Here is a 14,825-nt window from a genome sequence, read left to right on the forward strand (position 1 = left end):
CGTAAATCAGGAAAATTATTCTTCGCAGGTAAAAACAGACTTTGGAACTATTTATTTATAGGGCTAAATGATCGATATTTAAGATATAGCTGCAATAATCGGCTTTTTAGGGCAATAACATCCACATTCCTATACCGAGTTATGAGAGAAGAGAGGGTCCAAAGTGAAAACTCATGTTATGGAGATTCAGGAAGGGGATCGGCTGAGGACGGACATATTCAATCAGGCCGGACTCCATGTTCTTCCCAAAGGGACAAGTATACATAAAGAAGAAATTGCGCTGCTCATCAGACAAAGTATTAACTACGTTGATATTGAACCGAGAGAGGACGAGCCTTCCCTTTTAGGATTGGATCGGACAAACTTCAAGAATCGGCTGAAGGATAATTTCGAGCGGACGGTTCAGGGTTACCAGTCCATCTTCCTCGAAGCGTTGACGACGGGGAAATTCAACCAGTCCATGGTGGAAGAAAAGTTGCAGCCGATGCTTGAAGTGATCGATCGCGAACAAGATGTCGTTTCTTTGCTGATTGCTTTCGGTGACGAAGATGTCAACCTGTACAATCATTCATTGCAGGTGGGCCTATTGTCCTACTACATCGCTTCCTGGCTCGGATATCCTCCGGATGAATGCTATGAGATCAGCAAGGCAGGATATTTGCACGATATCGGCAAGAGCAAGATCCGTCAGGATTTGCGGAATCAGTCCGAGGCGCTAAATGAGGCACAATCCGACGAAATGAAGCGGCATACGAGGTACGGCTACGAAATCATCCGAGATTCCATGCCGGACATGGTTACGGCGCTGGTGGCGCTTCAGCACCACGAACGGGAGGACGGTTCCGGGTATCCGCAGGGTCTGAAAGCGGAAGAAATTCATCCTTACGCCCAAATCGTCGCCGTGGCCAATACGTATGTGGGTCTAACCTCGCCGGTAATAGGAAAAAGCCGGCCTGGATTGCTTGCCGTACTGCGCAAAGTATACGAGCTCGGGTTTGGGGAACTGAACGAGAAGGCGGTTCAGGCGCTTGCCCGCCATCTGTTGCCGCAATTTATCGGAAAGCAGGCCGTGCTAAGCAACGGAGAAACGGCTACGATCGTGTGGAACAATCCAAGCGATTTCTTCAGACCGCTCGTTCAGGTCAAAGACCAGTTCCGCGATTTATCGGTGGAGCGGGATATCGTAGTGGAAGAGATTTTTTTGTAAATGCCAACAGCACCTAACAGCCGGTCCCTAACAAGGAATCCGGCTGTTTTGGTTTTTGTTGATAAGTCGGTCCGTGCTTCGTAAAATGAAAGGAAGGAAATCCCTGAATCTTGCAGGGAAGTGAGAGGAGTTACGAAATGGAGAATAGCGGCATTGTTGAAAGAGACGGATTTTCATTGGGATATAGCATCGAGGGAGAAGGAATTCCGCTGATGGTCATCGGGAGCGCGGTTTATTATCGGAGGCTATTTTCAAATACATTGAAAAGCGGATTCAGGCTCATCTTTATCGATCATCGCGGGCATGTCCCGTCACCGGCCGGACAGGCCGGGTCCGATTTGGATGGATTATTGGACCGGGTGCTTGATGATGTGGAGGCGATCCGGGAGCATCTCGGTCTACGGGACCTGATCGTCGCAGGTCATTCAGGCAACGCCTTTTTGGCTCTGGAATATGCCCGTAAATACCCCGCAGAAGTACGGAAAATCGTGCTTTTGAACACTGCTCCGAGTAACAGTTCGGAACGGCAACAGCAGAGTATCGCCTTTTTTGAAGCTGACGCCTCGGAAGAACGAAAAGATAAATTTCAACAGGATTTTGCGTTACTTCCCGGAGATATAGAGCGGGAGCCAGAACGGCGTTTTGCCCATATGTGCATTCGTATGGGGGCGCACAGCTTTTATGATTACGGGTATGATGCAACTGCCATGTGGGAAGATGTGCACACGAATATGCCGGTCATAGATGTTTTATGGGGAGACGCCTTTGCGCGGCTTAACATGTTGGAACGTTTGGAAGGTCTGGATAAGCCGGTTTTTATAGGGCTCGGACAATATGATTATTTGATTGGCCCCCTTACGCTGTGGGATGGGATCGAGGAGAAGCACGATTATGTTCGTAAGGTTGTGTTTGACCGCAGCGGGCATAATCCTATGCTGGAGGAACCGGAACGATTTGAGGCACTATTAGCCGAATGGATCCATTCGGTGCCGGATCGCTATTAAATCTATAGCTGGCGAATGAACAAGAGCCGCTCGGAGGTAGAACTCCGAACGGCTCTTCGAACAGCTCGCCGATCATGGGCACGATGAGGAAAAATAAAAATCCAAACACCAGAATATACGTATGCAGCGCTATATGAACGTAATATTACACATTTCTCTTTTTTTCGGTAAGAAAATAAAGCAAAGCCAGAAGCGGAATGACAATACCGATTAGAGATGTGAAACTCCAGCCTCCATGCGCATATGACCAACCTCCCAGAGAAGAACCGATGGCTCCGCCGATGAAAAATATGGACATGAAAAGCCCGTTCAGCCGGCCTCTTGCTTCATTCCCCAAGGAGTAAATCGCACGCTGTCCCAACACAAGATTTCCCGATACGGCCATATCAAGCAGAATCGCGGCAAGAACGAGCAAAGCGAGCGCCACTGCAGAGTGGCCTTGAACAAGATAGGTCAGCACGAATGACAAAGCAGCAATGATCATGGCAAGTCCGGTCAAAATTCTCGTCAAGCCGCGGTCCGCGAGTCTTCCGGCAATCGGGGCGGCTATGGCTCCACCCACGCCGGCTAAGGCGAATAAGGCTATCCCTTGTTGCGACATGGCGAAGTCATTTGCCAATCGCAAGGGAACTACGGTCCAAAAGAGGCTAAAGACTCCGAATAAACAAGCCTGATAGATAGCCCGTCGGCGCAATATCGGTGTCTGTTTTAAAAGGACGCCTAAAGAAACGACTAGTTTTCCGTAACTTAATGCAGGGGAAGGCTTACGCTCAGGAAGAATACGTGACAGCAGAATTGTCAAAAGCGTAATAACTACTGCGGAGAATGCAAATACCGCTTGCCAACCCCAAAGGCCTGCGATCAAGCTCGCGACCGGACGGGCGAACATAATTCCGAGTAAAAGCCCGCTCATTACGTTTCCGACCACACGGCCTCGCTGTTCTTCGGAAGCTAAATAAGTAGCATAGGGAACCAGGATTTGAGCTACCACGGATCCCAGTCCGATAAACAAGGATGAAGTCAGAAATAACGGCGCGTTAGCGGAGAATGTCGCTGTAAGCAATGCACCGATTACGACGATTAACGATATTACCGCCAGGCGCCGATTTTCGATAATGTCACTGAGCGGTACAATAAAAAGCAATCCGATAACATAACCGATTTGCGTTAAGGTAACAATCAATCCTGCTGCTACGGAAGAAAGACCGGTATCGATGCTGATGGGTCCTATAAGGGTCTGAGCATAATATAGATTTGCCACGATGAGACCGCATGCGGACGACAATACAAACAGAATCCAGCTTGAAATTTGTTTTCCTTTGACGACTTGCGTTGTTTTCATTTTCATCCACCTCGCATAATTAAATACTGAACGTATAGTTTAGTAATTATTAATTAAATAATATACTGAACGTATAGTTTAGTAATTATTAATTAAATAATATACTGAACGTATCGTTTTGTAAATAGTTATTTTCGCATCTCTTTTTTTATGAAACTTTAGTATAATGAACGTACAGTTTTTTTAGCGAAAGGAGTGGAATCTTATGAATGCTAAGAGAGGTCGTCCGCGTAATGTTGAAACTCAAAAGTCTATTCTTTCCGCTTCCTATGATCTGTTGTTGGAAAATGGATTCGGTGCGGTCACCGTTGAGAAAATTGCGGAGCGTGCCGGGGTTAGTAAAGCTACCATTTATAAATGGTGGCCCAATAAAGCCGCTGTTGTGATGGATGGTTTCCTGTCTTCGGCTGCGGAAAGAATGCCCGTCCCCGACACGGGCTCCGCATTAAACGACATCGTGATCCATGCCGCCAATTTAGCCCGGTTTTTAACAAGCCGGGAGGGCAACATCATTATGGAATTGATTGGAGAAGGACAAGTCGATTCAGGACTCGCAGAAGCTTATCGAACCCGTTTTTTTCATCCTCGCAGGCTGGAAGCCAGACAGCTTATAGAACGGGGGCTTCAACGCGGGGAGCTGCAGGAAAACCTGGATATTGAATTAGGCATTGACCTTATTTACGGGCCGATTTTTTATAGATTGCTAATTTTGAGTAATGATATGGATGATTTGTACGTTGAAAATTTGGTCAAATACGCATTTGCGGGGCTTGCAGTTTGAGGGGGTTTAATGTGATTTACTGTTTGTTCAGTATACAATTTACGCGTGACCATGAGACTGCAGAGGAGGGATACAATTGGATCAAGAGAAAGCTCCTCAAACGGAGAATTCGGCAATCGAAAAATTGCCCGGCGGGGTAAAACTTAGCTGGGGCTTGGTAAAGCAACCGCAGCGAGGACCGAAGCGGGAGTTAAGCATAGCGCAAATCGTCGAGACTGCGGTAAATTTGGCTGATGCGGAAGGTCTGGCTGCGGTGTCGATGGGTCGGGTCGCATCAGAGCTCGGCTTTACCGCTATGTCGCTTTACAGATACATACCGAGCAAGGGGGACCTTTTGCTGCTGATGCAGGATTCGGTATCCAACATTGCGATTCCTCCAGTGGAAGAGGAAATGGACTGGCGGGATAGCATGAGAGACTTTGTCAGGAGCAGCATGAATGTCTTCAGGGAGCATCCTTGGTTCGGAGATATTCCGATCACCAGCTCTCCCGTGACGCCCAATCTCTTGAGGATCGTCGATTGGGGGCTGCGCTGCATGCGGAATTTCGCGCTGAATGATTACGAAAAAATGTCCATAGTCGTCTTGTTGAGCAGTTTTGCGCGATCGAGCGGAATCATCCAGCGGGACGTGGATAGAGTAAAGGCTGCGGGCAGCGGCCAGGAACAAAACGGAGATCCGGATTACGGATCCGCCCTGAAAATGCTCGTAACGGAGGACCGTTATCCGGATTTGTATCCGGTGCTTGTATCGGGCGCTTATACCGAAGAAAATCAGGAGTTCGATAGCGCTGCCAGTGATTTCGAGTTCGGCCTGGAGCGGATTCTGGACGGAGTTGAATGCTATCTTGACGAAAAGAGCCGATAGGCGAATTGGAAGTTCCGTCAGCTTTTTGCGGTAAGTGGAGTAATTGGTAGTTAGTTTGATACGACCGGGAGAGGAATAGAAGATGTCAGATTCGATGGTTAAGCAGTTTTGGCCGGAATGGAACGGAGAGATCCGGGAAGGTGCAAGCGGCTGGAACAATACGACCCGTTATATTGAAAATAAAGGATTAAGCTGTGTGCTCAGAATTTATGAGAGCCACCGCGACCGGGACAAAATACAATATGAGCACGAGGTGTTGAGCCGATTGCAGGAGATCGAGCTCAGCTTCAAAGTGCCTCAGCCGGTAAGGACTCCCGACGGAGAAACGATTTTGCAAATGGGAGACGGCAGTGCACGGTATGCTTGCCTGTTTGAATATATCGAAGGAGCCCTTCCGAAGAACGGCAGTTTCCAGGCGGCCCATTCCTTTGGACAAGCGGTGGCGGAATTAGTGATCGCGCTTGCGAAAGTGAAACCGGAACTCAGTCCCTCATACCGCCCTTATTATGAATTGCAGCAGTCCTATCCGAGCTGCAGTTATGATGTCGTGCGTCATTTTTGCGAGCATCCGCCTGAAGTTTTCCGTAATCTGCATGATAGTATAACAACACTGGGAGAGGCCTATGATGATGTTTGCGACCGCCTGGAAGAGGTTAAAAAGCTGCCGCGGCAGCTTGTCCATGGAGATCTTAATCCGTCGAACCTGTTGGTCGATCAGCAACATCATGATCAGATCGCCGCACTGCTTGACTTTGAGTTCTGTACGCTGGATGTCAGAGCGATGGAACCGGCTGTCGTCATTTCCGACCTGCTCGGGTATGAAGGGAAAAAGGAGACAATCCGGGAGTTTTGTGTCGGTTTTGGCAGCCTGCTGCGTTTGAAACCTGAAGAAATATCCCATATCCCTACGTTAATCCGGTTGAGGAAGGTAGATGTATTTCTGCATTTCATGAGCCGCTATCTGAACGGAACGGATGGTCCGGATGTGCTGCGAGTCCAGTCTGTGGCTTTGGCAGCCGAGCTTAAGGAGTTCGGTCAGGATGAAATTTGGATTCGCGAGATCCTGAGGGAGTATATGTTGGATCGGCTGGGCTGGGATTGAAACGATGGACGGCGGTTCGCTACTGAGCGGGCCGCCGTTATTTTTAGATATGCCGATTAACGGCGGTTGGATTTTCGTTGAAACGCCCAGTTGCTCCAAAACAGGGAGCCGGCTAGAAGGACAAGGCACCAGACAACGGCCAACCAAAGATGATTCTGCATCTCCGTTCCTGTCAGCAGGCTGCGCAGGGATTCGATAATCGGCGTAATGGGCTGATTGGAGGCAATCCATTGAAGCCAAGTCGGCATCGTATCCGTTGAGACAAAGGCGCTGGAGAGATACGGGAGAAACAGGAGGGCAAATCCATAGCCGTTAGCTGCCGCAGGGCTGCTGAAACAAGACCGATGGCGGCGAACAGCCAGGTAAAGGCCAAAATGAACAGGGAAATGACCGAAATAGCCAGAATCCACTCTGAAAAATTACCAGTAGGCCGGAAGCCGATCAATAAAGCTACTCCGATAACGATCCCCGTGGCTTTTTTATCACTTCATCGTGTTTATCCCTGATTTCGATGACCTCGCCGCCCACCCGGGATTTTAATTGTTCCGCCGTTCCGACCGCCGCAATCTTCCCATCATAAATGACGGCTATGCTATCCGCCAGCCGGTCCGCTTCTTCCAGATACTGGGTCGTCAAAAATACGGTTATTCCGCTTGACTTCAATTGCACAATGCTGTCCCACAGCGCGCGGCGGCTGCGCGTATCGAGACCGGTCGTGGGTTCATCCAGGAACAACACGGGCCTTTCGACAACGAGGCTGATCGCCAGGTCGAGGCGTCTTCGCATGCCGCCCGAAAATGTTTTTACGGATTTGCGGGCCGAAGGGGAGAGATCGAAAGTCACCAGCAGTTCTTTGCAACGAATTCGGGATTCGGCGCGGGACAATCCACTGAGCCTGCACATCATGAGCAGATTCTCTTCGGCGGTTAATACCTCATCCACGGCCGCGAACTGTCCGGTAAGGCTGATAGATGCTTTGACTTTATTCTTTTCCGTCTCCAGATCGAATCCGGCAATGCGAGCGATCCCTGAATCGGGTGTTATCAGGGTACTCAGGATGTTAATTAAAGTAGACTTGCCGACACCGTTGGGGCCGAGCAATGCAAAGACGGATCCTTGCGGAATTTCCAGGTCAATCCCGTCAAGAACACGTTGGTGTCGAAACGATTTTCGCATTCCTTTGATTTCAATGGCAAGTGCCTTCATAACGAAAAAACCTCCTTTAATTGTATATGTTATAAACAGTGCCTTATATAAACAGTATATTTAGTAAACAATAGTACTGCAAGATTCATTTTACGACAGATGGATTTTGATTCAGGCTGAAATATGATATGGTAATGTTGCAAATTTTTACTGTGTTGATGATAAAAGTCAAAGGAGGAACAAAGGTGGCCAGGGATCTGTGGATTAATCTTCCGGTTAAGGATATCGAGAAGTCGAAAGTTTTTTTCGTAAAATTGGGGTTTACGCTGAATCAACGGCAAGCTGGCAGCGACGAGTCAGCAGGTATTATCGTGGGGGACAAGCAGATGATGGTCATGTTGTTTCCGGAGTCCACATTCAAAACATTTACGGGTGCCGAAATTCCCGATTCGAAGTTCGGGAGCGAAGTACTGCTATCGTTTGGTGCGGAGAGCCGGGAAGAGGTTGATGAATTGGCAAAAAGAGCGGTAGAAGCGGGAGGGACCCTAGTAAGCAAACCGCAAGAGCGGGATTGGATGTACGGTGCAAGTTTTGCCGATTTGGACGGCCATCGGTGGAATGTGTTATACATGGACATGAGCCGGATGCCAAAGCAATAGGTAACAGGTAACAAAAACCAGGACCGCGGTGACGGAACTGGTTTTTGTTTGGATAAAGGGGAAGGTCACTTGAAATCAGGTAGTTAGAAATCATTTAATTGTTTCCAATACTCAATTGTTTGTTCGTTTGTTCGCCATTCTTCCGACAGGATCGCGTATTGGGTTAAAGTTATTTGGGACTTGGTTCGACTAGTTAATCTTTAGTTAATCCTTTATCTCTGGCGTCACCAGAGTTCCCTTCACGGGCATGGGATTGCTATTTATTCCTGTAAAATACAGCGGAAGGCCCTCAACCAGCACAGGATGCAGCATTTTATCCGGATTTTGGCGCTGGTGATGAATATGGAGATGCGGTTCCGAAGTAGAACCGCTATTCCCGACCCGTCCCAACACCTCTCCGGGTTTAACCTGATCTCCAACCTTGACCGTCACACTATCCATTTTCAGGTGATTGAGCAACAGATAGGTTCCCGTTTCGTGAATTTTAAGATAAACATGATTTCCTTCCAAGGAGAGAATTTCTTCCGACCCGGGCTCAATATCCGGTTCGTCGTCATATGCCGCAATCACGGTTCCGGCAACCGGTGAAAGAACTTCCTTGTTCCAAATACCGTAATCTTCCGGATTTGAGCTGCCCATATGGTACGGTTCCATTAACAGATCGTACGCCCAACGCTCGGAAGGCCAGATCACGTGAGGCAAATTGGTACTGGTGGAGTCGCCTCCCCAGCCGACGACCGTTTGCTCGGCAAACGGCCAAGAGACGGTAACCGAAGGCTGGACAGTTTGTGCACGGGCCGGATACGGCAGGAGCACGATATTCATGGTCAATAATAAGTGCAATGCAAGGAGAGCGCTTATCATCAGACCGATCCATCTACTGAAAAGGTTTTTCTTCTTCATAATAAATATGGGGATCAGTATGAGGTTCAAAATCAGGCATGCCAACCCCAAAAAGGGAAAGATTAGTTTCAATCCAAACCAGGCATAGCGGCTAGGGCTACATTGGCATATCCGTATTTTCGCAAGTGCTTTTTCATAGGTTTCTGCAACTCCCAATCCATATGTAATAATGCTTCTTCTTTATATGACGATAGAAGTTAGGTGAAACCCTGCAGAAAGATACCAATGTCTGTTCTCTGATATATAATAAATGTATAGATGAAACCTAGATGGCCACTGTTTAAATCGAGGCAAGGAGGAACATGGATGGGTGACGATAGCAATACAACCGTGATCTTGAAAAATTGGTTGGCAGATAGGGGGACTTTTGACGATTTGGAAAATAGGATGTTGAAGGAGTCCAAGCTTCCAGGACCGCGAGCCAACTTAGGCCTGGCCTCTTTGTTTGCGGATCAGTTTCGGACCCAGCCCATCTCGCCTGAACAATGGAGTTTATTGGTTCACTGGATGAGTCTGAACGAAGGAGACGCACCCGCTAATGATCCTCGCGAATATTTGCCGTTTTGCGCAGTACAAGCCATGGGAGCGAATTATGGTGTGGCGGAGGAACAGCGCAAAGACCAAATCCTGTCCTTTATCGGGTTGGCGATGAATGACTCCCGCTGGCGGTTGAGAGAAGGTGCGGCGATGGCGCTGCAACGGTTAGGGGAAGATGATATCGCTGCGCTTCGGTCTTATATGGAGCGGAGATTATCCGCAGCGACTTTATTGGAAAGGCGAGCCTTCGTGGCGGCACTGGCCCATCCGCCTATTTTGCAGAAAGAAGACAACGCCCGGTTTGCGCTTCAAATCTCGGAAGAGATTTTAACGGAATTAGCAGCTGGTCGACCTGAAGGGTCACGGGAAGAAACCCGGGTACTTTGCCAAGGGCTGGAGTATGCGGTCAGCCTGTTTGTGGAGAAGCTTCCCAAAGAAGGCTTTGAACTGCTGGGCAAATATGCGGTCTCTAAAGATGAACGACTCCGGAAAATCGTAAAATCAAATCTAGGCAAAGCACGGCTGGCAAAGAAATATCCCGGGGAAGTCGGCGTTATCGCGGACTTGGTGGAATCGGGATCAAAATAAAGTAAATTATACAATGATGAATCTAAACGGGGCGATACAGCAACTGCAGAAAATGATGCAGAAGGGATGAATCTCTTGCGGTTCAAACATCAGATGATATGATGATAAATCGTTATACGAGAAGGGAATATACAGATGCAAATCATCGGCATGAACGGAGTTAGTTGGTCCAGAGATCATAAAATGATCCTTAATGAAATTGAGTGGCAGGTTAACGAAGGGGAACATTGGGCTATTTTAGGGCTTAACGGTTCAGGGAAAACAACCCTGTTAAATATGATTAACGGCTATATCTGGCCTAGCTCGGGTCAGGTATCCGTACTGGGACATCCCTTTGGCAGCGTGGATTTGAGGGAACTCCGCAAATCGATCGGATGGGTTAGTTCCTCGTTTCAGGAAAGGCTATATGCTTCCGACAAAAGTCAGCATATCGTCATCAGCGGCAAGCACGCTTCCATCGGCTTGTACGCCGAACCGAACGAAGAGGATTTCGATAAAGCCAAGGAACTGATGGAACGCTTGTCCTGCGGACATTTATATGATCGCAGCTATCAATCCTGCTCACAGGGGGAGAAGCAGAAACTGTTGATCGCCCGTGCGCTAATGGCGTCTCCCAAACTGCTGATTTTGGATGAAGCCACAAACGGATTGGATTTCCTGTCCCGGGAAGCCCTGCTATCCAGTATCAGCGAGCTTGCTTCCGGTTCCGACGCGCCGACGATGTTGTTTGTCACGCATCATATTGAAGAAATTCTGCCGATCTTCAATAAGACGCTTTTAATCCGTAAAGGCGAATTGTATTCGCAAGGAAATTCGGAAGCAATGCTGACAAGCGAGAACCTGACTTCCTTTTTTGAGACTCCGGTTCAAGTCCAATGGCAAAATCAGCGCGCCTGGATGACGATCCCTCAAGAAGACCGGGCGGAGTAGTAGGACCACTGTCGGAACTCTTTTAATCCGCTCGGTACGGTTGTGCCTTACAAAGAACAATAAGTTTTAATTTTACACTTGAATGACAAATAAGAGCCGCCTTCGGGCTGCTCTTATTTTACTTTTCATGGGCTAATGTTGCAGATATAATTGTTCTGATAGAATGTAGAAATGAGGAGGGAAGATTCATGAAAGACAAACTTAAAAGCCTTCCCTCATCGCCGGGCGTATATCTTATGAAAGATTCCAGCGGCGGAATCCTATATGTCGGCAAGTCCAAGAATCTGAAGCAGAGAGTCCAGTCCTATTTTTACAATACCAAGGGGCATTCCAACAAGACCAAACGGCTAGTCAACAATATCAAGGAGTTGGAGATTCGATTGACGGACACCGAGTTTGAGGCATTCATGCTGGAATGCAAGCTGATACACGAACTCAAGCCGGTTTACAACAAGAAGATGAGAAACCCGTTAGCCTATAGTTATATCGTAATTAGAAGCGTCAAAGGGCTGAGACGGATATTCATCACAAACTGTCTGCAAACCGGGGACAAGGTTTGTTTCGGGCCCTATACGGCAAATCGGAATACGATTGAAAAAGCGGTCCAGGGGATTCAGGAATGCTATAAAATCAGCTGTAATCAAACTTCCGCGGGAACTCCCTGCCTGAATCATTCACTCGGTCTATGTCTCGGCATGTGTCTGGGCGGGGAGGCAATCAGGGAATACGATACGATTATGAACTCTTTTATCGCCCTGCTTGAAGGCAGTGATCGAGGGCTGTACGGGGCGATGGAACAGCGGATGTTGCAGGCATCCGAAACCTTTGACTTCGAAACCGCAGCAAAATACAGAGACTATATTGGTGCGGTGGACTTCTTGCTGAATAAGGAAAAGGTAATTGGCTTTACCGAAGAAAACCGCAACATCGTTGTCGTTGAAAATTTGGACGGAGATACCGTCAAGTTGTTTCTCATCAAACGCAACCATATATTATATAGCGAAAAGTTTTCGGTAAAAGCTATTGAAATCGATGGTCTTTGCTCAACAGTTCGGGGGCTTGTTCAGTCCCGCTTCCGGCAGGACGGTTTATCGGGGGATTCCGGGCCAAATGAACTGACCCGTGATGAAATCGATGAAGCGCAAATTATTTACAGCTATTTGCAAGGAAGCTCCAGCAGATATCTCATTATACCGGGGGAGCGGCTGGAGGGCGGAGACCCGGCTGAAATCGGCCAAGCGCTTCGCGAACTGCTGACTGGCAGCCAGAAAACTCCGGTCCCATCAAAATGACCTTACTAGTCGACTGCCCAGGGAAGGTTTTCCATAGTTTTATTCGACTGCCCATGAGATAGTGCAATTTCAAACGTTAGAGGCTTGAAATTTTTTCCTTGACGGCGCACGTATAATTAATACATGTAAGATCGATGGAAGGGGAATAAAGAAATCAGTATGAGTAATTATCCTAACGAGATTGAGGATTTTCATAACACGATACTAAAGTTGAAGGGAATTACCGGGATCGAAAGCGGGGTCGATAACCTGGAACCGGTGGAAGCCGGGCTGTTGAGCCAGCCTCCATTTGCCCATTTGCCTCATGCGGCGCTTCTGCGGACTAACGGGGGGCTTGAGAATGAGGTGCTTATCCAGTTTGAGCTCGAGACCGATTATTCGCAGGAAAGCCTGCATTCGGTCGAATTTCTGGCCTGGTTCGTACGGGATTGCGCACGGGGAGGCAAGGCAATCCAGATGAGGCCGTTTGCGCTTCCGCCTTCCTCACCTTATGGAAGACAGCTCGGAACCACGCTAAAATATCATATCGATCTGTTTATTGACGGCATTGAGGAATCTTTGGATCCGGCGCTTGAAGTGATCGGTGCGCTTAACAAATCGCTCAATTTGGCAATTCGATTATATGAGATTCCGCTGAATTGACAGCCATTACGAAGGGGAGAACAATGAAACAGACCAAGACAAAAGGTCATCCGATTCTATTTTCACTCATGCTCGGCATCGGATTGACATTACTGGTGTCGATCGCATCCGCGGCGGCAACGATGATGGAACTGGACGATAGAGGAATCATGATCGCGCAGGGGTGCGCCTTTCTGGTGATGGCCGTCATCGTTACAGTGTATATGAAGAAGAGAGACCGCACGTTGGGGAGCTTCGGATTCATCAAACTTGATGATCGTAACGGAAAAGCAACGCTTTACTATATTCCTCTGCTGATTATTGCATTAGTTCAGCCGCTGATGGGAGGATTTAATCCGGAACTGTCTTTCGTGGACGTAGTTGTCGTTCTGGTATTCGCACTGCTTGTCGGTTATACGGAGGAATCGGTTTTCAGAGGCATGATCAGAGAAAAACTGCAATTCAAGGGGCCCAAATTTTATATTGTGTTTTCTTCTTTATTCTTCGGGATTCTACATATGTCCAATGCGTTTAACGGAACCGGTATTATACATATTTTACTTCAAGTCATTAATGCCTTGCTGATCGGTTTTATACTGGCTCTGCTAATAGAGACGACCAACAACATCATCCCTTTGATCGTGTTCCATTTCTTGTTCGATGCCCTGGCCCTGGTAACGAGTAATGCCATTGCGGATGAGGAAGTGCTCGCGGTTTCAATCCTGAATGTTCTGTACTTGGCTTATGGAGTATATTTGATTTATGTTTTGAGCAACCGGAAAAAAGTAAGTATCACCCTATAAAAAGGAGAGGCCGGCGACGGTCTCTCCTTTTTTAAAAGTTTTGCATAGCTATGAAGAGGATACAGCTTTTCTCCTGCAAAGCCTAAAAGATCTTATCATATGGACAAAATATTTCCCATATGACTAATTAGGTACTTTTCCATGATCAGGAGGGATAGGTTTGGACGCATTCGTTACCCGTTCGTTAGACGAGATCCGGTTTTGGTCTAGAATCATGAAAGAGCATGCGCTTTTTCTCGGTTTAGGGTTTAGGGCTGAAGATACTCAGCTAATCAAGGAAGCGAAGTATTTTCAAGGGGTTTTTGAAGATATCGAGCGAAGATCGTACGATTACACGGTGGAGACCGATCCGGCCACGATTCGACAGTTTAACCTCGAGGTTCAGAATGCGGCGACGAACATATGGGCGTTTAAGCGAATGGTGCTCGGCCTTATTTTACAGTGCAAATTGCCGGGAGCGACGAATTTCCCCCTTTTGGTGGATCATATCAGCAGGGAAGCGAATTATTTCCGTAACCGGTTGGGGGAGCTGAATTCGGGAACGCTTGAGCCGTTGCCGGATGCGATCATTGATGAAAATGTTTTCTTCCTAAGAATTATGGCCGACCATGCCAAATTCATAGGACATTTGCTGGATCCGTCGGAACGTAAGCTAGTGGAACAGGCGCGCGAGTTCAGTCACGATTTCGATAAGCTGGTATTCCAGGCGATCGATCTAAGTTCCATGCGGCCGCAATCGCAAACCGTGCCTTTGCTCAGCCAGTTTGTCGACGAGAACAAGGTCTCGGTTGAATCGTTACGGGATTTCAAAAAGACGGCGCGCGATTTGATTGAGGAATGCCGAATTAAAAGCATCATTCATCCGCTATTGGCCGACCATGTATTCCGTGAGGCAGAACGGTTCCTGTTCATTCTCGACATGTTTGACCGGTCCTTATCCGGTCATAAAGTTAACAAAAGAGAAATTTTGCATTGATACAGTTGCCGATTTACATGAAAGAAGATGAACCGGTGTCGGTTCATCTTCTTTTTGGGTGAGAAGGGG

16 protein-coding genes are annotated in these 14,825 nt (G+C 47.7%); 12 read left to right on the forward strand and 4 right to left on the reverse strand.

What is annotated here, in order from left to right:
• The first annotated feature begins 163 nt into the window (after positions 1-163).
• Together DFP94_RS05080 and DFP94_RS05085 are read left to right on the forward strand one after the other, a co-directional pair.
• On the forward strand, positions 164-1,207 hold the full coding sequence (locus DFP94_RS05080; protein WP_114495308.1) for an HD-GYP domain-containing protein: 1,044 nt from the start codon (positions 164-166) through the stop codon (positions 1,205-1,207).
• Positions 1,208-1,344: 137 nt separating this feature from the next.
• Positions 1,345-2,211, forward strand: coding sequence for an alpha/beta fold hydrolase (locus DFP94_RS05085; RefSeq protein ID WP_114495309.1), 867 nt, complete (start codon positions 1,345-1,347; stop codon positions 2,209-2,211).
• Positions 2,212-2,356: 145 nt separating this feature from the next.
• Here the strand turns inward: DFP94_RS05085 and DFP94_RS05090 are convergent, their stop codons facing one another.
• Positions 2,357-3,553: an MFS transporter gene (locus DFP94_RS05090; RefSeq protein WP_114495310.1), complete on the reverse strand. Its 1,197-nt coding sequence runs from the start codon at positions 3,551-3,553 to the stop codon at positions 2,357-2,359.
• A gap of 205 nt (positions 3,554-3,758) precedes the next feature.
• On the opposite strand from DFP94_RS05090, the gene DFP94_RS05095 reads away from it, so the two are divergent.
• The 3 genes from DFP94_RS05095 (at position 3,759) to DFP94_RS05105 (ending at position 6,301) form a co-directional block, all read left to right on the forward strand.
• A complete protein-coding gene (locus tag DFP94_RS05095; RefSeq protein WP_114495311.1) occupies positions 3,759-4,334 on the forward strand; it encodes a TetR/AcrR family transcriptional regulator in 576 nt (191 codons plus the stop codon).
• Positions 4,335-4,410: 76 nt separating this feature from the next.
• Positions 4,411-5,199: a TetR/AcrR family transcriptional regulator gene (locus DFP94_RS05100; protein ID WP_114495312.1), complete on the forward strand. Its 789-nt coding sequence runs from the start codon at positions 4,411-4,413 to the stop codon at positions 5,197-5,199.
• Between the two features lie 82 nt (positions 5,200-5,281).
• Entirely contained in the window at positions 5,282-6,301 is a 1,020-nt protein-coding gene (locus DFP94_RS05105; RefSeq protein WP_114495313.1) for a phosphotransferase, read from the forward strand.
• Positions 6,302-6,357: 56 nt separating this feature from the next.
• On the opposite strand, the gene DFP94_RS05110 is transcribed toward DFP94_RS05105, so the two are convergent.
• Complete coding sequence (locus tag DFP94_RS05110; RefSeq protein ID WP_342768214.1) at positions 6,358-6,711, reverse strand: ABC transporter permease; 354 nt, start codon at positions 6,709-6,711, stop codon at positions 6,358-6,360.
• Between the two features lie 40 nt (positions 6,712-6,751).
• On the reverse strand, positions 6,752-7,507 hold the full coding sequence (locus DFP94_RS05115; RefSeq protein ID WP_114495314.1) for an ATP-binding cassette domain-containing protein: 756 nt from the start codon (positions 7,505-7,507) through the stop codon (positions 6,752-6,754).
• 185 nt (positions 7,508-7,692) lie between these two features.
• On the opposite strand from DFP94_RS05115, the gene DFP94_RS05120 reads away from it, so the two are divergent.
• The gene (locus DFP94_RS05120; protein WP_114495315.1) at positions 7,693-8,106 is read left to right on the forward strand and encodes a VOC family protein; all 414 of its coding nucleotides are present in this window, start codon (positions 7,693-7,695) and stop codon (positions 8,104-8,106) included.
• Positions 8,107-8,310: 204 nt separating this feature from the next.
• Here DFP94_RS05120 and DFP94_RS05125 read toward each other — a convergent pair whose 3' ends face one another.
• A complete protein-coding gene (locus DFP94_RS05125) occupies positions 8,311-8,970 on the reverse strand; it encodes a M23 family metallopeptidase (RefSeq protein WP_245954488.1) in 660 nt (219 codons plus the stop codon).
• 345 nt (positions 8,971-9,315) lie between these two features.
• Here DFP94_RS05125 and DFP94_RS05130 point away from each other — a divergent pair, with 345 nt between their 5' ends.
• The 6 genes from DFP94_RS05130 to DFP94_RS05155 all read left to right on the forward strand — a co-directional run bounded on the left by DFP94_RS05130 (position 9,316) and on the right by DFP94_RS05155 (position 14,756).
• The gene (locus DFP94_RS05130; RefSeq protein WP_114495316.1) at positions 9,316-10,134 is read left to right on the forward strand and encodes a hypothetical protein; all 819 of its coding nucleotides are present in this window, start codon (positions 9,316-9,318) and stop codon (positions 10,132-10,134) included.
• A gap of 135 nt (positions 10,135-10,269) precedes the next feature.
• Positions 10,270-11,064: an ABC transporter ATP-binding protein gene (locus DFP94_RS05135; protein WP_114495317.1), complete on the forward strand. Its 795-nt coding sequence runs from the start codon at positions 10,270-10,272 to the stop codon at positions 11,062-11,064.
• A 188-nt stretch (positions 11,065-11,252) separates the two neighbouring features.
• A complete protein-coding gene (locus DFP94_RS05140) occupies positions 11,253-12,356 on the forward strand; it encodes a GIY-YIG nuclease family protein (RefSeq protein ID WP_114495318.1) in 1,104 nt (367 codons plus the stop codon).
• A 159-nt stretch (positions 12,357-12,515) separates the two neighbouring features.
• Entirely contained in the window at positions 12,516-12,998 is a 483-nt protein-coding gene (locus DFP94_RS05145; RefSeq protein WP_114495319.1) for a hypothetical protein, read from the forward strand.
• A 23-nt stretch (positions 12,999-13,021) separates the two neighbouring features.
• Positions 13,022-13,780, forward strand: a complete 759-nt coding sequence (locus DFP94_RS05150) for a CPBP family intramembrane glutamic endopeptidase (protein WP_114495320.1) — start codon at positions 13,022-13,024, stop codon at positions 13,778-13,780.
• Between the two features lie 160 nt (positions 13,781-13,940).
• On the forward strand, positions 13,941-14,756 hold the full coding sequence (locus DFP94_RS05155) for a DUF2935 domain-containing protein (protein WP_114495321.1): 816 nt from the start codon (positions 13,941-13,943) through the stop codon (positions 14,754-14,756).
• Positions 14,757-14,825: the final 69 nt, after the last annotated feature.

Origin of the sequence: Fontibacillus phaseoli, assembly GCF_003337355.1 — a bacterium.
In the GTDB taxonomy this organism is placed as follows: domain Bacteria; phylum Bacillota; class Bacilli; order Paenibacillales; family Paenibacillaceae; genus Fontibacillus; species Fontibacillus phaseoli.